We start from the raw sequence: 21,492 nt of genomic DNA, 5'->3' as shown, positions 1-21,492 counted from the left end.
AAGGGCCTGCGTCCTTATGAAGGAGCTCCTTGCATGTTTTGTTGCACAAAGATTATAGCTCTTAGCGCAGTTCTTCTGCAGCGAGTAAGTGATAGCGGCCACCATTTTTATCAATAAGTGCGCCATTGACATATAGGTCATTGGCGCATAATCTGGGCTTATGACACGTCTTCAAACTGTAGTAGAGCTGCCTGAATTTGTCCGACGAGCAAAAGCCATAATGTCAAACACCGAACTTGAGGCATTAATCAATCACATCCTGAGTCTGGTGTCCCGTTAGGTGGGGGACTTAGAAAGGTTCGTATCCCGCGTAGGGGTGGCGGCAAAAGTGGAGATTACCGGACGATGTTTGTATTTGGAGGAAGTCACATGCCGTTGTTTCTTGTAACTGTCTTTGGCAAGAATGAAAAAAGTAATCTGACAAAAACAGAGCAGGCAGCGGCCGTTGATTTATCCAAGAAGATTGGCGCAATGTATGGAGATAAAAAATGAGCGCATTTTCCAGTGTCTCACAGGGATTGAATGAAGCCTTAGCCTATGCAGAGGGCAAAGACATTAACGCTACGCTGCATCAAGTGGAAGTTCCGGCCGTTGACGTTTGCGGGATAAGAAAGTCTACAGGGCTTTCTCAGAGCGATTTTGCCAAGAGCATTGGGGTTGCTAAGGGTACGCTTGTAAATTGGGAACAAGGTAGACGACATCCAAGTGGTCCAGCGCAAATCCTATTGGCTCTTATTGCTCGTAAGCCTACGGTTGTTCAGGATCTTCTTACGGATAAGTAGCTGTCTTAGATAGAATAGCTGTTACTCCTGACGCGCTGTAAGTGAGTTGGAGATGATACACGGACAGAGCCATCTGCCAGATCCAAACCTTCTGAAACACGTATCACCCTTGGGTTGGGTTCATATCAGCCTCACGGGTGATTATGTCTGGGATTCTGGCGCAGCAGAGCGTTCTAATGAACGCCACCTCAGCAATGCGAGAAGGTGGGCGTAAACTTATGAAGATGAAAAGGTTTACTAAATGTTCGCCCTTAGCGTTTTCTGCGCACAGACCTTGCAATGACGCCAATGGGGCCAGATTCGATACCGCCAAAGGTGACGAATTGACCATAAGGTTATTCCAAGATAACATTATGATGACTTACGTTCTTTAGAGGTAACATTATGGCTACTGCAGTCAAAACCCCCCGGGCAGCGCGCAAAGAGCTCATGACCCTCGGGGAGAACATTCGTGTCGCGCGCCTGCGTCGAAAGCTGACGGCCGAGATCATCGCGCAGCGCGCCGGAACAACCCGGCAGACCGTGGCCAAGGTCGAGGACGGGGATCCTGCGGTCAAGATAGGCACCTATGCGGCAGTGTTACAGGCGCTTGGTCTCCTGAAAGGGTGGGGGCAACTCGACGACCTAGTTGGTGATCAGATGTCTCTCGATGGGCTTCCCCAGCGGGCGAGGTTGAAGAATGGTTGAGGTTTGGATCGATTGGAAGGGTTTGCACCGAGTCGGCACGCTACACCGGACAGCGGGGCGGGGCAGGGAGCGGGTGTCCTTCACTTATCATGAGGGCTGGCTCGCTTACGAAAATGCTTTTGACTTGTCCCCGGACATGCCGCTGGGTCCGGGGCAGTTCGTGCCACAAGCAGGGCAGGACATGCTCGCACCGCTCGGGGACTCCTCCCCAGACACATGGGGTCGAACCGTCATGCGGCGCTATGAGGGGCGGATGGCCGAAGCCGAGGAACGACGTCCGAGGACGCTGCAAGAAACCGACTATCTGTTGGGCGTAAACGACGAGACCCGATTGGGCGCGCTACGGTACAAGGTTGATGACGAGTTCCAAGCGCACGAAGGGATAGGTGTGCCTGCGTTGCTCAGTCTCGGGGATCTGCTCCAAGCCTCTCAGCGTGTTCTTCGTGGGGAAGAGACCGCCGAAGACCTCAAAATGCTCTTTGTTCCAGGAAGCTCTCTGGGCGGTGCACGGCCGAAGGCCAGCATCTTGGATCAGCACGGACGCCTTTCTGTAGCGAAATTCCCGAAGGAAACGGACAACTACTGCGTCGAGCGTTGGGAAGCTATAACGATGGTGATAGCCCGGCGAGCCGGGATTACGGTTGCGGATCACACCCTCGAAATGGCTGACGACAAACCTGTCTTTTTGTCCCACCGGTTTGATCGGAACGAAGAGGGCAGGATCCCGTTCATCTCGGCGATGGCCATGCTTAACGGGCGGGACGGGGAAAGCTACAGCTACCTAGACCTAGCAGACGTGATCACCTCGGAAAGCGTAGCCCCGGACATGGATCGCGAGGAACTCTACAGGCGGGTCGCCTTTTCCATCCTCGTGACGAACCTCGATGACCACATGCGCAATCACGGATTTCTTCGCGGGAAGGGCGGCTGGCACCTCTCACCTGCGTACGACATCAACCCGATCCCGAACCAACCGCGCGTGCTCAAGAGCTTCGTGAACGACGACAATCCGGATGCTAGCATCGAACTGCACCGCTCTCAGCACGAGAATTACCTCCTCGAGGCTAAAGATGCCGATCACATCATTTCGGAAGTGGCCAAGGCCACGAAGACTTGGAAGGAAGTCGCCCATGCTTTGGGCGCACCGGAGCGGGAAATCAAGGAGATGGTGTCAGCTTTCGAGCATGAGGAAACGGATTTGGTCTGGTAATCAGGGACCAGAACAAGTTTTGCTCGTAGGCGTACGCTAAGCAATTTATCTTTATTGTCAGTAAGGTGTCTTTTAACCACCGTTATTGTACGTGTCCATAACGGGATATGGTGCTTTGAAAATACAGAGTATTTGGGCCTGATTTTTGCGAATGTACAAAAGTAATTCATTTTTTTATTTTTGTACGTCTACTTTTGTACATGCTTAAACCTAAATATATTTAGAAAATACAGTGGGTTAATCTCAATTTCTATTGTCGAATCTTATCAATATTAATGTTTTTGGACAAACAAGCTAAACCCATGTCGCATTCTGTCCCTTTGCGGGGATAGACCCAAGATGCATTCATCCGATTTCCCTTGAAATTGGCAACCATTAGATTGTGTATGGAGATAAGTCCTAAGCAACACACAAAAGAAGCTGCAAACGACTTGACGCCCGCAATCAACAATTGCGAGCGCCTATGCAAAATCCAAATGGCAGACCGCTGCCTTACTCCGAATTCAATTTGAGATAATCAGTTCACTGACGCGCCTGCCTGTCCCCTTCGCGATGGAATAGTTCAGGTTAACCTCATCCTGCCGGAAGTCCTCAAAGGTCTTTCGCGTCTCATCTGTATTATTGAGCGAGAGGATAAACCGACCTGCGATCTTGGAAAGCTGTTCTGCCATCTCTGCAAAGTCTGAGCGTTCAAATACCCCTTTGCCATAATCCTTTTCCCCGCCCCAGTAAGGCGGATCCAGATAAAACAGAGTTGCACTCGCATCATAGCGCTCAAGGCAGGCTCGCCAGTCGAGGTTCTCAATCGTCACAGCAGACAGTCTGTCAGATACCAGCTCGATATTGTTGAGCACACGCTTGACATTGAAGCGGGACGGACGCTCGACCGCAGTCCCGAAAGACTGCCCCGTGGCCTTCCCCCCGAAGGCGAGGCGTTGCAGATAGTAAAACCGAACCGCCCTTTGAATATCCGTCAGGTGGTCAAGATCTGCATTGTGTAAGGCTTCAAACTCCTCACGGGATGCAAACATATATTCCAAGCTTCGCAAAAACTCAGGCTTGTGGGATCGCAAGACACGAAAGAAGGTGACAAGCTCACTGTTGATGTCATTAATGACTTCGCATTTAGCCACAGAGCTTCGCTTAAAAAACACCCCACCCATCCCGCAGAACACATCCACATAACTCAGGTGAGAGACTTGATTGATCTGGCCAACGATACGGCCAGCAAGCTGGCTTTTGCCACCAAGATACGGTGCCACCGGTTCAGCTTTAACCGGAGCGACTTCTCCAAACAAATTCATTTTGAGGATAGCTTTCAGGCTTTGGCAAATTTCCCAACCATAATTTACAACGGGTGTATAATGTCAATTAGGGAGGAGCCGTTTTGCTGAACTGCAAGCTCTCACGGACTGATTAACCAGACAGACCGTGGATGGACGTGGAGCTAACACGCCTATCTCCCTGCAGCAGAGAGATATAAAAGTACCTAAACGTCTCTAACAATCGTAGCAATTTAAAATGACTGATTGGTCATAAGTTCGGCCCTCGGACGTTCTAATACGATTGGTCAGTCTGTAGCTACTTCCAGCAGTCCCATCGATCACAATTGAGAGTGATCTTGTCCTGATACCTTGCAAGGCCACTGTTGCAGATGCCCAAGGGAAAATGTCCCCGTCATGGGATACAGCACCTATAAAGGGACATCCCCACTATCAACATCCCCATATACGGTCTCTTTTTCATTGATACAACGGTAGATTGTTGCAATATGAACGTTGAATTTCCTTGCAATGGCGCGGACTGACTGGCCATTTTCAACGAGTTCCAACACGAGGACTTTCTGATCGCTACACAGTTTCGGGGGACACCCTCCCAGCCGCGCTAGAGACGTTTCTCTATCTTCCTGCGTTCCTGCCAGAGCAAGTGATCGCTCGGCGATGTCAGATGCAGGCGTGATCATATTGCCAGTCGGCGGTCTTGTGGCGGACTGCTGCATAAGTGCAACCACCGCCGCGATATCTTTTTGCGAGCCACCATAAATTTCACTGATCCGAAGCAGCGACATGCCAGCCTTGTATCGGGCCAGAATAATTGATTTTGTTTCTGACAAATAGTTCAACGTTTACATCTCACTTAATATCTATACATATCTTGCCCAATCTTTTCGGCTCTGTCCAGATCTGCCGCGCTGGGTTTTGACGGACTGAGAAGCATGTCGTGAGGACTGGATTCAATGGAATAACTTCCAGAAAGGGAGAAATTCCACCTCACGAACCTTCCTACTTCAACTGAGCAGAGCCCCGCAAACATCCATAGATTCAATCACACCCAAGAATGCTATAATATATTTTCATTGTGCCGAATTAGATGGCCGATCTTTAATGGAGTTAGATGCATGGCAATTTTGCATATCGGAGCACCAAAAACAGGTTCGACGTCTATCCAGAGCTTCTTGTATAAAAACAAAAAATTGCTAGAAGAGTCCGGCGTTTGCTATCCAGATATTGGCTTAACCCAAGGAGGGCATGTTGATTTTCGGGGGTCATTAACTTTAAAATCAATGTCTGACCCACACTTCAGTAAGATACGCGCAGATTTTCAACGCATAATCTCAACAACCAATGATTTACTCATCTGCTCTGAATTTCTTTGGCAAGTCCATCCTGAGAATCTTGTCGAGGTCTACCCTAGCTTATCTCGCGCAAAGATTATTTTCTACATTCGCAACCAAGTGGAGATGATGGAATCTCATTATAAGCAGAAGGTAAAGGGTGGCGCGTCGATTGATTTTCCCGAAAAATTTATTCGCGATAATATTGAACATTACAACTATGATAGAAAATACGAAGACTGGTGTGCAGCGCTTGGAAAAAACAATATTCACCCAGTAATTTATGAGGACGCAAAAGTTACTGGCCTCATAGAACATTTTTGTTCTCAGATCTTTCATCTTTGCGAGAACCGAGAACCAGCTGATGGTTCTCGTCACAACTTGTTGCGCAAAGCCCGAGAGGTTAATAGCAAGGCCGCCAACGAAAGCTTCTCCGCACAAACAACAAATGCGATACTAGCGATCAACCGTTGTGTAGAGGATATCGAAACTCGAAAAGAAATAATTACAAAACTCAGAAAAGATAAGCAGCTGCATCACTATCTCCACACTGAAGAAAGCCTATTTTCAGATGACTTAAAAGAATTCATCAAGAACAACTTTCGAGAGAGTAATCAGTCTCTCGCTCATAAGCTTGGTAAGACAGAGCTCTTTCACAGCAATCCTGCATGGCCAGCCAAGCTGCCAATACAGCGTTTAGGCTCACAGTGGCGTGCTTTAATCAATACAAGAGTTGGCGTCACTTTCTCGAAGCTGTTTTCTCTTTAGCCGGTTGTCCAGAATCCTATTCCAGGCCATGTAAAACGCAGCAACTACAGTCAAAATAACTAAAACAGCGCTCATAACTGGCTCCAAGTAATTGGTCCAATTCTGTGCGATCCAAGCAGCAATAAATGTGAAGGTAGTTCCAGCCTCTGATTTCTGCATTTTAACCCCGCTTAGGAATTTGGATCTTCTGGTGGATTTGGACACTTTGCCAGATCTCGAACTTCCACTACCCAATCAAGCGAGCGTGCCAACCGCTCTGAAATCACATCAGCATCTTCTGGCTTCCAACTGATTGGAAGCGTACACGGATCAAGCCCGTGCCTGCTCGCGCAACCGCCGACGAGTATCAGACAAGCTGCGGTCGCGAACTTTAATCTGAGCATTGGTATTAACCTTTTGCATTCGGAGGGTGTTTTCTTTGAGAGCAGCATCACGCACGAGCCTGTCATGATGCTTGTCGCGCAGCCACCCTCGAAGAAACTTCACGAGTAGGCCCTATGGGCACATAGCTGCATATTTGGCCATCTTGAGGAACAATCAGCGAACTTTAGCGATTGATTGAAGCAGCACGCGAACCTGTTCGGGCGAGAACTTAAATAGTCGCCCATCAGAGATCCGTTTCGCTTGTCAGTGCTGGATGTATTCTCCCCAAAAGCGCTGGTTGAAAATTCCCCACTTTTTCAGCTTTGACTTTTGTTTGAAGGGGCATGCCCCTTCAAACAAAAGTTGGCCAAACTCTCCTCTACGTTCCTGTTGGAAAGAAGGGGTGTGGAGGAGTGGTCAATCTAGGGAAGATCGTAATGATCCATAATTTGAAGCAGCAGGGACTGTCTGTAAGTGCCATAGCGCGCAAAGCCGGGCTGGATAGAAAGACGGTCAGCAAATACTTACACCAAGGCCTTGAAGCTCCTGTCTACGGCCCCCGCCAGCGTGACGGGCGTGTACTGGAGGAATACAAAGGCTATTTACTTGAGCGACTGGAGCGGTTTCCCGGTCTATCTGCCCGGCGCTTGCTTCGTGAGCTGAAGACACTGGGGTTTAAGGGCGGTTACTCCACTGTAACGGAATATCTTCGCCTGATCCGTCCAGCTCCTCCGCATGCATTTGAACGGCGCTTTGAGACAGCACCAGGCCAGCAGGCACAGGTAGATTTTGCTGAGTTTCAGGTGGAGTTCACCAGTGAACCAGATGTGGTGCGAAAAGTCTTTTTGTTTTCAATGGTGCTGAGTAATTCACGGTTTTTGTGGGGGCGCTATTGTGCCAATCAAAAACTAGAGACAGTCCTGCGTTGTCATATCGCGGCCTTTGAGGTCTTCGGCGGAGCGACACTGGAAGTCCTGTATGATCGCATGAAGACAGCCGTTCTGGGAGAGGAGCCAGATGGCACTGTTCTTTTTAATCCTGCTCTTGTCGCTCTTCTGGACCATTATGGCGCTCAGCCGGATGCCTGCCAGCCCTACCGGGCCAAAACCAAGGGCAAGGTGGAGCGGCCATTTCGTTACATCCGGCAGGATTTTTTCCTTGGTCGTACGTTCCGCGATCTGGACGATCTTAATGCCCAGTTCACACGCTGGTGCAAGGAAATTGCCAATGTCCGTGTTCATGCCACCACCAACCGTGTGGTGGGCGAGGTCTTTGGAGAGGAACAGCCCGCTCTGATCCCTTTGCCAGCGCACCCTTATGATGCTGTTTTACTGGTGGAGCGGCGGGTCACGCGTGATGGCATGGTCTCCGTTGGAGGTAATCTTTATTCAGTGCCGGACACCGTTAAGAAACGGATGGTCGAAGTCCAGCATCACCCGCAAGAGGTGCGCATCTATGAAAACGGTCAGCTCATCGCCACCCATCCGGTCATGGAGGGAAAGAACCAGCGCCGGGTTGATCCATGCCATCGCAAGGCTCCTCCACGGGCAACACAGCGCCGTCGTCTGGCTGCGGAGCCAACCAAACACAGCGGTGTAAACCAACGCCCACTGGAGTTCTATGAAGCGGTAGGCCAACGACTTGCCAGTACTGGAGGTAAGCCATGAGTTCGCTCAGTAAACGCATTCAGTCTTCACTGGTAGGCTTAAAAATGCCGCGGGCTTTAGAGGTGCTCGACCACACGCTGAGCCAATTGGAACAAGGGGAACTCACGGCACTGGAGGCCCTGGATTCTCTGCTCAATGAAGAATATTCAACACGCGAGGGCCGCCGTATCGGCGTCGCCCTGACGACAGCGCGGCTTACTCCGATAAAAACACTGGAAAGCTTCGACTTTACCTTCCAGCCCTCGCTGGACAGGGATCGCATCATGGCTCTAGCCGAACTGGAGTTCATCACTCGCAATGAAGTGGTACACTTTCTCGGTCCACCTGGTACAGGAAAGAGCCATCTGGCAACTGCTCTTGGGGTTGCAGCCGTTAAAGCGGGTAAACGGGTGTATCGCATTGCTTTAGCTCACCTCATCGAAGCCTTGGCAAAAGCTGAAAAAGAAGGGCGGTTGACTGAGAAACTACGCTTCTTTGCACGAACTTCACTGCTAATCGTCGATGAAATCGGTTATCTGCCAATTACCAATGGGGGAGCAAACTTGTTCTTCCAGCTCGTCAATGCCAAATATGAAAAGGGATCCATGATCCTCACCTCAAACCGTGGCTTTGCGGAATGGGGTGAGATCTTTGGTGATCGCGTTATTGCCACAGCCCTTCTCGATCGGCTTTTGCATCATGCCGTCGTCATCCAGATCGAAGGTGCTAGTTATCGGTTGCGCAGCCATGCGGACCTCATGCCAGAGCACGTACGGGCTAACGCTTCAATAGCCCCACCTCCACCACCAAAACGACGCGGCAGGCCACCCAAAAAGGAGAGTTAGACCCACAGACAAGGCTGGTCACCAAATACTCAAACTGAGGACTTTCCGTCCAGCACATGTGGGGAAATTTGACTCAGCATTGACATCGCTGAGATCGGGTATTTGGGACGCCTAGTATCCAGGCCAGCAATGCGGAAACGCTCTTCCCCATCACTAAATATCTCGCCGTAGTTTTCCTTCTTTAAGCCATATCGCGAACACAGAAGTTCAAAGAGTTCTTTGTCTAAATCCTCATCCTGGCCCTCTGCCACCGGAACCTTTACCCGCAGCACCATTTCAAAAGCATCGCCTCTGGATTTGAGACGCTTCCCACCTTGCTCAACTTCCAGCCCATGAGTTTCCGCAATTTTACGACAGGCTTTCAGCATTTCCTTCTCAAGGGTTTCGCTCAGGCGGGGTGTGATGCGCACATGTTTTTCACGTTGGCTGGTCATCGGTTCTTTACCTTGTAAACTGTTCCTCGAGAGACGCCGAGCTCTCGGGCAATCTCCGTTGGGCTCTGGCCAGCAGCAAGCCGCACTTCAATCTTCTTTGTATCAATCTGTGGCGGGCGGCCTTTGTAAGCACCTCTTGTCTTTGCCGCCGCAATGCCTTCTGCTTGTCGCTCGCGGCGCAGATTGGTTTCGAACTCTGCAAAGACACCGAGCATATCGAAGAAAGCTTTGCCGGCAGCCGTTGAGGTGTCGATAGGCTGCTCAGTCGCAAACAAATGAGCACCCTTGTCTTGCAAGCGCCGTGCAATAACTTGCAGGTCATGCATAGACCGGGCAAGCCGATCAATGCGGGTGACCACCAGAGTTTCGCTCGGATGGATAAAGTCCAGGATTGTCTGCAACTCAATACGCTCCTTGAGAGAAGCCCCGCTCTTCTGTTCCGAGCGGATCAGATGACACCCAGCTGCTTCCAATGCAAGAACTTGCGCTTCCAGATTCTGATCGGTGGTAGAGGTGCGAGCGTAACCGATGCGAGACATAAATTTGTTCATTTTGGGTGTGCCATGAGCCATTTCTGTTCACTAACACAAATTTAACCCAAAATGAACAAGATACCGGGCTCACTCTGTGTTCACTGAAAGTGTGAATTTGGGTATACTCTAAATACCGTGCAATTCGTTCTCCATCTGATCTTCAAGATGGCCAAATATGCAACTTCGTGCCCACTGGGCCTACCTTGGGTAAAGTTGCACTGGCGAGTTGAATCCGCGTTTCGATATATTAGATACATTCAACATTTAGCGAGCCATTTGAGCTAATAGTAAGCCCAGTTTTGAATTTTCAAACCTCTAAGCTTATATTTGAGACCTCAATGTAATTTTACTAGAATTAGAGAAATATTAACTTGCAGTCGGATGTTTATCAATCTATTAAAATTTAACAAATATTTAGTATTCAAACATTAATTGTAGTAAAAACAATTTCATCATTAGTAAATTTCATTTAATTTCCCTAACTTATCATTTCAATACTACATAGAGTGCATGTTATAATTTATGCAACTTTCACACATCACGCAAGGGGATATATTATGTCCGTCATTTCAAGCTCATTTAGTAGCGTTTATAGTTTTTCAAAAACCATGAATAAATCACCAAAAGAGGCTACCAGTACACAAGCAGAAAAGACCAAACCAGCACCTGAGGTTGCCTCCCCTACAAAAAAAGCAACTGATATTCCAAAGTCAAAAGCGATTTCAGAAGTAGCATCCGATGCTCGCTCTGCTTTGGATGCCCGCTATAAAGAAACTGGTGTCACTTCCAGTCAATACCGCAACATCACGGGTACATTCAGACGAGAAACGTTTGATGCTCTTGATTTTGACCGCAGAACTCTCTTTGCAATAGTTAGCAATGAAGGTGGACAGTTCACCACAGAGGAAATGAGTGCAGCTGATTCCGCGATGGACGATCAGGTGCGAAAAGCGATGTACGGAGAAGCTCCAAGCTTGAAACCTCATGCCCAATCATATCGAGATGCTATCAATTTCCTAGATAACGAAGCTAGCCCAGAAGAAAAAGCGTCCTTTGAGTGGGCGAAGGCGCGAGCCACAGCGATGACAAGTTACAAGATGCAAACAGGTCGAATAGATGACGACTTGAAATCTGATAACCCTACTGTCAATCTTTTGTTAGTCGCCTATGAAGAGCTCTTTGAAGCCTATAATAAAGATATGCACTCACGCTTGGAAGATATGCCGTCCTATGCCAATGCCCAACAACAATGGAAGGATGAGAGCACCTTTTATGGTGAGTACAGCATTAACTTTGTCGTCTAATGGTTTTGCAAGGAGGATGCCAATTACATGGCATCCTCACGCGTAGAGATTTTAGTCCATTTCTAGGCATGGTTCAAACCAAGTGAACACTTTTGTGTCTTGCGGGATAAGAAGGAGGCATATTTAATGCCGCCCCATGGCTGAATGGTGTGTGCTCGGTGTTCACTAAAAACTGCTGTTTTTGAACCATGCCATCAAACCGGGTAACTTCGTCAAAGTCGCGTTTCAAGGGGATGCTAGCGTAACAGACAATGGTATTGACCTTGTAACCCAGAAATCTGTTGTGATTAACTTCGACAGCGGCAAAATCAATGATAACCAATATGCCCTGCATTACGCTGTAGATTTTGCTGTGAAGGGGACAAATACCAACGAGATGGAAGTGGGAGAGTATATCAACCGTGTCCAGATGGTAGGCAGTACAAAAGCATTAGCACCAACGATTATATCTCAGGTTGATACTGCAGAGATCTCCGACTATCGCGTTGAGATGACCGATCTTTCCGGCGAATTATATAGCCGCAATCAGGCAGTTGCTTTACGCAACTCTGATTACTTCACGCAATCATTGATGATTTGCGGTGGAAGTGGGGGAGATGTCTTCAGGGTTATTAAGGATGAATCCTGTGGCTGGTTCTACGGTGGCGGAGAATGGTCCAGAACAGGCGGCAACTTCGAGTACAAGGGTACAGGAACAAATACCATGCGATATGCTGGTGGTGCCCAAAAAGCCATTGATGCTAACTGGAACATTAGTCTTGCTGGATCACTGGCTCAAGATTGGTCGAAAGGGTATGGCGGCGCATGGAAATCTCGCAGTGTTACCGGTCAGGTCGGCATTGCCGCAAAGTACAGCTTCGATGCAACCAAACTCAGTGCTGGCTTGAGTTATAGCTTCTCTCACTCGGAGAGCCAGCGCGCTGGTGTGATGTTGTTTGACGGAACAGCTGAAACCGGCCGAAGCACAGATGTAGTAGGTGGTATCCTTCGCCTTTCCCATGACTTTGTTTCTAGCGGTGTTTATGCACGTCCCTATATGGATTTAGGTCTTGCTTACATGACAGGGTACAGTGCGGAGGAACACGGTGCGGGTGCATTAAACTTACAGATCCGCCGGAATTCAGAGGGCCATGCTTGGATGAGGCCAGGCTTTGAACTGGGCTATGAGGGCATCATCCCTGGTCAGGGCACGTTGAACCTGTTTGCAAACATCTCTTTGCAGCAAAGGCTAAGCGGCACTGCAACGGCGGCGTATTCCACGTTGGAAGGTGGACCGGGCGGTGTAGACCCAATGAAGGCACTAGCCAATCTCGGAGAGACTGCATTTGAAGTGAAAACCGGTCTGGAACTCAAGTTAGATGATTTCGGTACAGTTGGCTTACATTTCGAACACAGAACCGCAGGCAATCTTCACGACAATGCGGCACGGTTAAACTTATCCATTCCGTTCTGAGGAGCTTCTCCAATAGAGGGCGAAATCCCCTCGGCCTACTCGACCCACAAAAGTGGTCACTCGATTTAAACCATGCCCACTTTTGGTGCTCTCAATAAATAGACACTTTTAAATTTTACATGGTCAAACACTGTTTAGTTAGGCATTGTTACGTATGTGCAGAATCATCCTCGGCCAATTGAACATTTTTCTTTCGGTAGTCCGCCTTAGCTCATTGTGATGCCGTTGGTGTGGTGGGGCATCGATCCTTCAACGCCCCGCAGCTTCCATATCAGCGCGCCCATCGCAATTGCTGAGCTAAACCAGTGAAGGATACACGCGGATCGAAATGCTAGCGGGGCCTGTCAAAATAACTCTGGATACGGACAACAATGCCGTAACGGCTGGTCCCGTGGGATTTTTGCTTCAGCGATCGCTTGTCCGGCCAGGAAAGGCGAGGTGTATAAGTGAGCCTATGATTGTCATCGAAAAGGTATGCAAGGCATACCACCTTAAAAATCGTTCTGAACCAGTGCGTGCACTGGATAATGTGACTAACCATATCGACCGGGGTGAAGTTGTGGTGATCATCGGGCCTTCGGGTTCGGGGAAGTCCACTTTGTTGCGATCATTGAATGGGCTTCAAGGGGTCGACAGCGGGACTATCACCATTGATGGGCAGATTGTTACTGACAAAAAGACCGACATTAACAAGTTGCGCACCGAGGTGGGCATGGTGTTTCAGCATTTTAACTTATTTCAGCACAAGACTGCGCTCGAAAATATCGCGATGCCCCAACGGATTGTGTTGAAACGTGACCGTAAAGAGGCTGAAGAGATCGCCCATGATCTGTTGCGGAAGGTTGGCATTCTAGACCATGCAAACAACTATCCGTCAATGTTATCTGGGGGTCAACAGCAACGGGTGGCGATCGCGCGCTCACTAGCGATGAAACCAAAGGTAATGCTGTTTGATGAGGCGACTTCGGCATTGGATCCGGAAACCGTGGGCGGCATTCTTGGACTTATGCGCGAACTTGCCGCTGAGGGAATGACCATGATCGTCGTGACCCATGAAATGGGTTTTGCGCGTGAAGCAGCGGATCGAGTGATCTTCATGGATGCAGGTGCGGTGATTGAAGAAAATACACCTGACAACTTCTTCGACAATCCGCAATCGGATCGGGCTCAGGAATTTTTGAGGCAGATTCTCTAATACAATCAACCAATATGAAGGAAAATTGTAATGAAACTAAAATCATTCATAGCAGGTGCCGTCGGTAGTGCGGTTATTGCACTGGCGTCAACTGCGTCCTGGGCAGAATCCACAATGGAAAAGATCGTCCGCACCGGTCAGATGACTATTGCCGTTCAGACCCAAGGACCGCCGATCAGTTTTGTCAACAAAAACGGTGACCGTGCCGGACTGGCGATAGAGATTGCGCAAATGATGGCAGACGACATGGCAGTCGAACTGGTCATCAAGGACTTCGATTGGAAAGGTCTAATCCCAGCGCTGCTGTCGGGTAAAGCTGATTTCATCGCCGCTGACATGACCCCGACGGCAAAACGCCACATGCAGATCGTGTTCACTAATCCGGTCTTCTATTCTGAAACCGTCGCGTTTACACCCATGGATTCTCCATATTCTTCCTGGGAGGAGCTCAACACATCTGATGTATCGGTTGCAACTACGCAGGCATCGTCTTGGGCCGAAACTGCACGCAAGGTTCTTCCCAAAGCTCAGCTGAAAGAATTTGCAGGCGGAACTGCACAGACGGTTCAAGCCGTTGCATCGGGCCGGGCCAACGCTGGTTTGTCGGACACGGCCACCATCGCGGGCTTCATTAGCTCGATCGGAGGCCTCAAGGTTCTGGACGGCAAGCTAGCCCGTGAACCGCTTGGGTTTGCCACCCGCCCGGATTCGTTGCACCTACTGAGCGCTCTAGATAATTATGTGCGCCTGATTGAAGCCGATGGTCGTCTTGAGGATCGCCTAGATTACTGGTGGAATTCCATCGCGTGGGAAGCAGATCACAAATAGCCACGACTTTTCGTCCGGGGCAATTAATGTATTGCCCCGGCTCACCATAAAAGGTCCTCTTCCGACCTTATAAGCGGATTTCACATGGAATGGCTGCAATTTTACTTTAACATCAGGATTGTTGGACAATATGCTGACGTGTTCGCCACGGGCATTGTGCAGACGCTTTGGATAGCTGCCTTGTGCCTTGTCCTGTCTCTGATCTTCGGAACATTTATTGCCCTAGGCCGGATGTCGAAGAATCCACTGATTTGGCGGACCATTGCAGGGTACATTCAGTTCATCCGCGCAACTCCACTGCTGATCCAGATTTACCTGATCTATTATGGCCTTCCGATGCTGTTGCCTTTTGGCAATCTCTTTGACGAAACCCAGACCGGCATCATTGCTCTGACCATCCATACCTCGCCCTATATGGGCGAAATCATCCGCGCTGGAATTGAATCGGTTAATCGCGGTCAAGTCGAGGCTGCCCTGTCGGTCGGAATGTCCTCGCGCCAGACTTTGGTCAACGTCACATTGCCACAGGCGCTAACCAATGTAATGCCCCCCCTGTTGGGCCAGACGGCGGTGCTGATCAAGGATACTTCACTGCTATCAATCATCGCCGTTTTTGAACTGATGGGCGCAGGCCTGCAGATGTTCTCGGAAACTGTGATTGCCACCGAAAGCTATGTCACGACAGCAATTTGCTATCTGGGGATCTACGCGATGATGCTAGTTCTGTCTGGTATCCTGCAAAATAAGCTGGGTGGAAAAGCCTGGAAAGAGAACTAGGGAGCAACGACATGGACATGATTGCTGATAAACTTTCCATCCTCCAAAGCCTTTTTCCGTTCTTGTTGAAAGGGCTATGGATGACATTCCAGATCTCGATGATCTCCATAATCGTGGGGTCTCTGATCGGCTTCTGCCTTGGTGTGACCAAGACGTTGGGGTATTTTTTCCTCAACAAATTGATTAACGGATACTTGCATATTCTGCGCGGCTCACCTTATTTGGTCCAGCTTTATATTATCTTCTTCGTGTTGCCATCACTTGGAATTGCGTGGCTGTCCTTTGACGGATATACCGCCGCGATTGTGTCTCTGTCGCTTTACACCTCCAGCTACGTGACGGAAATCGTTGCGTCGGCCATCTTTGTGGTGCCCCGAGGTCAAAGCGAAGCGGCCCGCTCGGTTGGCATGACCTTGGGACAGACCTACCGCAATGTCGTCATCCCGCAGGCGTTGAAATTGACAATCCCGCCTATGGCCAGTGTCTATGTTATCGTCATCAAAAGCACCGCTGTCTTCTCGGTGATTGGTATCGCCGAACTAACACGGCAGGGGGAAGTCGCGATCATGCGCATGCCTGGTGATATTATGTTCATCTATGGCCTGATTGCGGTTTTCTACTTCATCTACTGTTACCCGGTGCTGTGGTTTTCGAAATGGGCAGAAGGACGATTTGGCTCACTAAGCGCCGAAAATCACTGAGATCGGCATTGCCAAAGCCGTGTTGAAGGAGAACACATAAAAGGGGTCGAGTCCGGTAGGGGACAATGCACTAAATCGCTTTGCGATACTGGCGCTGTTTGTGAGCATTGCACTGGATATGAATTTATTGTGCTGGGTTGGCGTTGGGGTGTGCTGTTGCTGCAACAGTTCTCATAATGAATATTGTCATCGCCGAAAGTGCCTTTGACACAGTCGGTAGAGCTCGTTCTCCTAGAATATGCGGCATGGTTCGAACCACGTGAACACTTTTGTGTCTGTTGCGGGCATAATAGGAGGCGCTGCCGTTAAAGAACAGCTATTACGGTTTTTCTATTGTCAAAGATTGTTCTGTCACCATGACCTGTATCCAGTTGTACCTTACACCCCTTGGCCATCTACTGCTTGAGAGCGCTGAAAAGGCGCCTGTCCTCAATGATAAAGTCGCGGCAAGACTAGCGGGCGCCTTTGAACAAGATACTGGGCATGGTCTATTGCAATTGGGGGCAGGGGAGGTCGGCCAACCCCTACCGCCCACATTTATGTGGTGGCGCGATTTCTCTATCCGCTTCGTAGAAGCCGTGTGTCTTCATGCTTCGAGCGGGGCTGTACAGGCTTCCTCATCGCGAATTCTGGCGACGGTCCCCGCCCTAAACGAGGGCGAACTTGCAACGCTGTTGTTGAGCGCACCAATGATGACGGGCGCTGAATACCTGAGCGCAGACGTTCTCCTCAGGCTTTGGGACGATCTAGGCGCGGCACTTGTCAGCTCTCTTGAGGGTTGTGACGGCGACTTACAGTCTTTTATGCAGGGAATGAACCCATCTTGGAACCTGATTGGCCGTGTCCACTTCAATCTGGCAGTGAACCGCAAAGACCCCGACCATCCATTCGCTTTCATGGCCACATATACCACGCGGCTGTCTACTCAAGCCAAATTGCAGCACATGCCTTTGGGGCGCGCACTGAGCGAATACGCTGGTGCTGCCAATCGAGATAAATTGTTGTCCTTGCTTGTGCCAGTGCAGCGTGCTGCACTGGGGTGCAGTTGGCTTAAAACAGTTGTTGAGAGCGGGGAAGTCTTTCACCCCTTACGCTGGAGCGCCTCGCAAGCCTCCCGGTTCCTGAACAGTGCCCCTCTACTAGAGGATGCCGGGGTGATATTGCGTATGCCTGCCAATTGGTCAGCGGGCCGTCCCAAGCGGCCTCAGGTAACCGCCACGGTTGGCGGCGCACCTGCAGTCGGGGCCGGTCTGGAGGCACTGCTTGACTTCCAGATGAGTGTGGTGCTGGGGGACGAAGCACTTAGCGAAGATGAAATTGCCTCTTTGCTGGCTGGTACCGAAGCACTTGTGTTGCTGCGCGGTGAGTGGGTGGAGATTGATCGCCAGCGTCTTGAGAGCACCATGCGCCAATTTACAAAGGTGCAGGATCTGGCCGATAGCGACGGACTTACATTTTCAGAGGCCATGCGCCTGTTATCCAGCGCTGCGATCAATGATGATGACCAAGCCAGAGCCGTAACGCAGGAATGGGCAAACATAACAGCCGGCACATGGTTAGCCGACACGCTGTCCTCGCTGCGCAATGTTGATGGTGCCAGTGTCGAGCCCGGTCCCGCCTTGAAAGGGAAGCTACGCCCCTATCAAAAAGTGGGCGTCGAGTGGCTCCATCTGTTGTCTGGTCTAGGTCTTGGTGCCTGCCTTGCCGACGACATGGGATTGGGAAAAACCATTCAGGTTCTGTCCCTGTTACTGATCCAAAAAGAAAAGCAGCGGCAAAAGGGGAGCGGGCATAAGCCGAGCTTGTTGGTGGCTCCCGCTTCGCTACTGGCTAACTGGGCAGCAGAGAGTAGACTCTTTTCTCCGGATTTACGTATCAAGATCATGCATTCTTCTGCCATGATGTCGAGCGAGCTGAAACGGATGGGACCAGACGAATTGTCCGCTCAAGACCTGGTGATCACAAGCTACGGCTCGTTGCTACGTATGCCGGTCTTAAGCCAAATGCCATGGCGGTATTTAGTGCTGGACGAGGCACAGGCTATCAAAAACCCCAAAGCCAAACAAACGGTGATGGCGAAGGCGTTAATTAGCGAGGCTCGCATTGCTCTAACCGGAACACCGGTGGAGAATAATCTCAGCGATCTGTGGTCAATTTTTGATTTCATCAATCCGGGGCTGCTGGGAAACATCACAGAATTTAGCCGTTACATCAAGAAGCTGACCGAGCGCGAGCATAATCCCTACGGCCCCTTGCGCGACCTTGTGCGGCCCTACATATTGCGTAGAATGAAGACCGACAAAAAAGTAATCACCGACCTTCCCGAAAAAACCGAAATTAAGGCACTTTGCACGCTGAGCCACAAGCAGGCTGCGCTTTATGGCCAGACAGTTACCGAGCTTACAGCAGCACTAAAGGAAGCCGACGGCATCCAACGCAAAGGTATTGTGCTGGCAACACTGATGCGGCTGAAACAGATCTGCAATCACCCCTCGCAGTGGCTGAAGGATAGTGAGTGGAGTGAAGGCGACAGCGGCAAGTGGGCGCGCCTTCGAGAAATTACCCAGGTTGTCGCCGCGCGTCAGGAAAAAATGCTGGTCTTCACACAGTTCCGCGAGATGACGGAGCCACTTGCAGCGTTTCTTGGCGAGATTTTCGGTCGCCCTGGACTGGTTCTCCATGGTGGCACGTCGGTAAAAAGCCGCAAAGGTCTGGTGCAGACTTTTCAGGAAAACGAAATGGTGCCCTTTATGGTCCTTTCCCTGAAAGCAGGCGGCGCGGGGCTAACGCTCACTGCAGCATCGCATGTGGTTCATGTTGATCGCTGGTGGAACCCGTCAGTGGAAAATCAGGCCACGGACCGCGCTTTCAGGATAGGCCAGAAGAAAAACGTGCTGGTTCACAAATTCGTTTGTCAGGGAACGATTGAAGAAAAAATTGACACCCTAATCGAGGCAAAAAAAGAGCTGTCCGATGATGTGTTGTGCGGTGGTAAGGAGATCAATCTTACCGAAATAAGAAATGAAGACTTACTGCGTATGGTCGCTCTTGATCTAAAAACAGCCATGGAGGCGTGCTAGCGATGTCCTACGGATCCTTTGGCGTATGGGGAGCCCCTTATATCTCGGTTGCAGAGCGGCGCAAAATCGCCGAACGCGAAATAAAGAAGCTACGCAAGAAGGGGCGAAAAATAGCACCCGTCACCGTGGAAGGGCGCAAAATCGCCAATACTTTCTGGGGCAAAGCCTGGTGTGATAATTTGGAACGATACCTTGATTACGAGACGCGATTGCCTCGGGGCCGTTCCTGCGTGCGCCACAGTGCTGTTATCGACCTGCAAATATCTCCTTTGAAAGTCAAGGCGATGGTCAGCGGATCGTCGATCTACGACGTTACTATCAACATTAAGGCGTTAGAACCGGAACAATGGCAGCAAATTTGCGAAGACTGCATAGGCGGCATAGATTCACTCGTAGAGTTGCTGCAAGGGAAATTTTCTGATGCGGTGATGGAGCGGATTTGTCGTCAGGATGAGGGGTTATTTCCCAAACCATCTCAAATCCAGTTTACCTGTAGTTGTCCCGATTGGGCTTATATGTGCAAACATGTGGCGGCTGCAATGTACGGCGTGGGTGCAAGACTCGATCACAACCCAGAACTTCTATTTGAGCTGCGTGCGGTCGACCAGAATGATCTGGTTGTGCGCTTTGGCGGTAAGGTCCCGTTTTCAAACCAGCATGTGGACGCGGCAAAGATTCTCAATACCGACGATATGTCTGCTCTGTTCGGACTGGACATGGAAGGAGACGAGGATACGGGCCTTGCAATTGCAGAAATCCCCGAACGTCCAACGTCTCCTACTCCTGAAAAGGAAAAGCGCGCACGAGCTCGGAAGCCAGGGGCTAAAAGAAACGAAATAAAAAAAGCTTCGGCGGAAACAGCTGAAGTCAAACCATCTGCCAAAAAGAAGACAGTTCGCAGCAAGACTGTCGCAAGACCAGCTGCCACTCGTGTCAAAGGTAAACCAATACCACCCGGTGCAGACAAAACGCCCTCTTCAAAGATATAGAAAAGGCGACGTCTATTATGACGGGCCTTGATGGGTTGGATGCCCCACCCCGACGGCATCATAATGTGCCATTATAGTGATCTTGTTGCATTAATCTCCTGATGAGGGGCGTTGTTGCATTAATCGCCTGATGAGGTGTATCTTCTCTGAACTTTCCTTGTCCGAAGATTTTCCTTATGCCGTTTACACACAACGCTGACCGTCAACACAAGTTCGATAAAGCCCAATTTAAGGTGACGAACTGGCCGCAATACAATGAGAGTTTACGTCGGCGCGGTGACATCACAGTCTGGGTTGAAGAAAGCGTTGCGACAAGCTGGTTTGCTCCTGCGGGTAACCGACGTGGACGACCCGCCAAGTACTCAGAGTTGGCCATTGAAACCTGTTTACGCGTCCGGTCTGCATACGGCTTTGCTTTGCGGCAAACCCAAGGATTTGTGCGTTCAGTGTTTGCCCTGATGGGCCTGACTTTACCAGTTCCTGACTCTTCCACCCTATCTCGCCGCGCAGGTTGCTTGAAACTTTCAAGACCCAAACTTCAAGCGAACTCCGGGCCAGTTACTCTTGTGATCGACAGCACGGGCGTGAAGATGTTCGGGGCTGGTGAATGGCTAGAAACCAAATATGGAACCAAGAAAAAGCGCAGAATATGGCGAAAACTTCATCTTGGACTGGATCTGGAGAGCGGCATGATCGTCTGCTCTGAACTGACGGAAGATACGGTTGGCGATCCAACTGTTGTTCCGGATCTACTGGACCAGATCGAGGGGCCGGTTGCCACGTTCCTTGGTGATGGTGCTTATGACGGCTCCCCGACACGACAGGAAATTGCAGACCGTTATGATGGGGTCGAGATCATCATACCACCGCCCAAAACAGCCGTCCCCAGCCCAGAGGCTGCGACAGCTCCTAGTGCTCGTGATAGAGACATATTTGCCATTGAGAAACATGGCAGAATAGGGTGGCAGAAGCAGACCGGATACGGGCGGCGCTCAAGAGGCGAGACCTTGATGGGGCGCTATAAACAAGTCATCGGGACAACACTGAAGTCCCGTAAGTTTGAAAATCAGAAGACGGAGGCCAAAATCGCTGTCTCCGTCCTCAATACGATGACCGCACTTGGACGTCCGACGTTCGAGCGCGTAGCTGTGACCTGAGTTAAGCGGGTAAGGGTGAGCTGTAAGCTGAATATTCTTTCTGCAACAACGCCCCTCGGAACCGTCTTTCAGGAGGAGGTTCCAAACCACCTTAAGCTGCTGTGGTTAAGAGCCATGGTGGTGAGC

The 21,492-nt window shown here is 50.1% G+C and carries 21 protein-coding genes; 16 read left to right on the top strand and 5 right to left on the bottom strand.

What is annotated here, in order from left to right:
- Positions 1–243 precede the first annotated feature (243 nt).
- The 4 genes from BLS62_RS27275 to BLS62_RS27255 all read left to right on the top strand — a co-directional run bounded on the left by BLS62_RS27275 (position 244) and on the right by BLS62_RS27255 (position 2,679).
- Positions 244–492 carry a type II toxin-antitoxin system RelE/ParE family toxin gene (locus tag BLS62_RS27275; RefSeq protein ID WP_200798471.1) on the top strand — a complete coding sequence of 83 codons (249 nt, stop codon included), beginning with the start codon at positions 244–246 and terminating at the stop codon, positions 490–492.
- Positions 489–782 (top strand): helix-turn-helix domain-containing protein, encoded by a 294-nt coding sequence (locus BLS62_RS27270; protein WP_093177776.1) that lies wholly within the window; start codon positions 489–491, stop codon positions 780–782. Before BLS62_RS27275 ends, BLS62_RS27270 begins: the two co-directional genes overlap by 4 nt.
- A gap of 384 nt (positions 783–1,166) precedes the next feature.
- Positions 1,167–1,469 carry a helix-turn-helix transcriptional regulator gene (locus BLS62_RS27260; protein WP_093189954.1) on the top strand — a complete coding sequence of 101 codons (303 nt, stop codon included), beginning with the start codon at positions 1,167–1,169 and terminating at the stop codon, positions 1,467–1,469.
- Entirely contained in the window at positions 1,462–2,679 is a 1,218-nt protein-coding gene (locus BLS62_RS27255) for a type II toxin-antitoxin system HipA family toxin (RefSeq protein ID WP_093189951.1), read from the top strand. Before BLS62_RS27260 ends, BLS62_RS27255 begins: the two co-directional genes overlap by 8 nt.
- A gap of 503 nt (positions 2,680–3,182) precedes the next feature.
- Here BLS62_RS27255 and BLS62_RS27250 read toward each other — a convergent pair.
- Positions 3,183–3,983, bottom strand: coding sequence for a DNA adenine methylase (locus BLS62_RS27250; protein WP_093189948.1), 801 nt, complete (start codon positions 3,981–3,983; stop codon positions 3,183–3,185).
- A gap of 389 nt (positions 3,984–4,372) precedes the next feature.
- Positions 4,373–4,801 carry a helix-turn-helix domain-containing protein gene (locus tag BLS62_RS27245; protein ID WP_093189945.1) on the bottom strand — a complete coding sequence of 143 codons (429 nt, stop codon included), beginning with the start codon at positions 4,799–4,801 and terminating at the stop codon, positions 4,373–4,375.
- A 276-nt stretch (positions 4,802–5,077) separates the two neighbouring features.
- Between BLS62_RS27245 and BLS62_RS27240 the strand changes: the two genes are divergently transcribed.
- Positions 5,078–6,061 carry a sulfotransferase family protein gene (locus BLS62_RS27240; RefSeq protein WP_093189942.1) on the top strand — a complete coding sequence of 328 codons (984 nt, stop codon included), beginning with the start codon at positions 5,078–5,080 and terminating at the stop codon, positions 6,059–6,061.
- A 170-nt stretch (positions 6,062–6,231) separates the two neighbouring features.
- Here the strand turns inward: BLS62_RS27240 and BLS62_RS27235 are convergent, their stop codons facing one another.
- Entirely contained in the window at positions 6,232–6,444 is a 213-nt protein-coding gene (locus BLS62_RS27235) for a hypothetical protein (protein WP_093189939.1), read from the bottom strand.
- 393 nt (positions 6,445–6,837) lie between these two features.
- Between BLS62_RS27235 and istA the strand changes: the two genes are divergently transcribed.
- Positions 6,838–8,091: an IS21 family transposase gene (gene istA / locus BLS62_RS27230; protein ID WP_093176876.1), complete on the top strand. Its 1,254-nt coding sequence runs from the start codon at positions 6,838–6,840 to the stop codon at positions 8,089–8,091.
- Complete coding sequence (istB, locus tag BLS62_RS27225; RefSeq protein WP_093175407.1) at positions 8,088–8,915, top strand: IS21-like element helper ATPase IstB; 828 nt, start codon at positions 8,088–8,090, stop codon at positions 8,913–8,915. Before istA ends, istB begins: the two co-directional genes overlap by 4 nt.
- A 29-nt stretch (positions 8,916–8,944) precedes the next feature.
- Here istB and BLS62_RS27220 read toward each other — a convergent pair whose 3' ends face one another.
- Positions 8,945–9,349, bottom strand: coding sequence for a hypothetical protein (locus BLS62_RS27220; protein WP_093189937.1), 405 nt, complete (start codon positions 9,347–9,349; stop codon positions 8,945–8,947).
- Positions 9,346–9,888: a recombinase family protein gene (locus tag BLS62_RS27215; RefSeq protein WP_093177232.1), complete on the bottom strand. Its 543-nt coding sequence runs from the start codon at positions 9,886–9,888 to the stop codon at positions 9,346–9,348. Before BLS62_RS27215 ends, BLS62_RS27220 begins: the two co-directional genes overlap by 4 nt.
- 551 nt (positions 9,889–10,439) lie before the next feature.
- On the opposite strand from BLS62_RS27215, the gene BLS62_RS27210 reads away from it, so the two are divergent.
- From BLS62_RS27210 to BLS62_RS27170, 9 genes are all read left to right on the top strand, one after another.
- Entirely contained in the window at positions 10,440–11,186 is a 747-nt protein-coding gene (locus tag BLS62_RS27210; RefSeq protein WP_143521619.1) for a hypothetical protein, read from the top strand.
- 181 nt (positions 11,187–11,367) lie between these two features.
- Positions 11,368–12,639 (top strand): autotransporter outer membrane beta-barrel domain-containing protein, encoded by a 1,272-nt coding sequence (locus tag BLS62_RS27205; RefSeq protein WP_093189932.1) that lies wholly within the window; start codon positions 11,368–11,370, stop codon positions 12,637–12,639.
- A 454-nt stretch (positions 12,640–13,093) separates the two neighbouring features.
- Complete coding sequence (locus BLS62_RS27200) at positions 13,094–13,834, top strand: amino acid ABC transporter ATP-binding protein (protein ID WP_093177470.1); 741 nt, start codon at positions 13,094–13,096, stop codon at positions 13,832–13,834.
- A 30-nt stretch (positions 13,835–13,864) separates the two neighbouring features.
- A complete protein-coding gene (locus BLS62_RS27195) occupies positions 13,865–14,662 on the top strand; it encodes a transporter substrate-binding domain-containing protein (protein ID WP_093177467.1) in 798 nt (265 codons plus the stop codon).
- Between the two features lie 84 nt (positions 14,663–14,746).
- Positions 14,747–15,439, top strand: coding sequence for an amino acid ABC transporter permease (locus BLS62_RS27190; protein ID WP_093177464.1), 693 nt, complete (start codon positions 14,747–14,749; stop codon positions 15,437–15,439).
- Positions 15,440–15,450: 11 nt separating this feature from the next.
- Positions 15,451–16,140: an amino acid ABC transporter permease gene (locus BLS62_RS27185; protein ID WP_093189929.1), complete on the top strand. Its 690-nt coding sequence runs from the start codon at positions 15,451–15,453 to the stop codon at positions 16,138–16,140.
- Positions 16,141–16,511: 371 nt separating this feature from the next.
- The gene (locus BLS62_RS27180) at positions 16,512–19,220 is read left to right on the top strand and encodes a DEAD/DEAH box helicase (RefSeq protein WP_244283670.1); all 2,709 of its coding nucleotides are present in this window, start codon (positions 16,512–16,514) and stop codon (positions 19,218–19,220) included.
- 2 nt (positions 19,221–19,222) lie between these two features.
- Positions 19,223–20,209 carry an SWIM zinc finger family protein gene (locus BLS62_RS27175; protein WP_093189923.1) on the top strand — a complete coding sequence of 329 codons (987 nt, stop codon included), beginning with the start codon at positions 19,223–19,225 and terminating at the stop codon, positions 20,207–20,209.
- A 176-nt stretch (positions 20,210–20,385) separates the two neighbouring features.
- On the top strand, positions 20,386–21,366 hold the full coding sequence (locus tag BLS62_RS27170) for an IS5 family transposase (RefSeq protein ID WP_093189921.1): 981 nt from the start codon (positions 20,386–20,388) through the stop codon (positions 21,364–21,366).
- The last annotated feature ends 126 nt before the right edge of the window (positions 21,367–21,492 follow it).

Source organism: Pseudovibrio sp. Tun.PSC04-5.I4 (genome assembly GCF_900104145.1).
Lineage (GTDB): Bacteria > Pseudomonadota > Alphaproteobacteria > Rhizobiales > Stappiaceae > Pseudovibrio.
The sequence above is the reverse complement of the archived record's forward strand: the minus strand, read 5'-3'. Positions and strand labels throughout refer to the sequence as shown.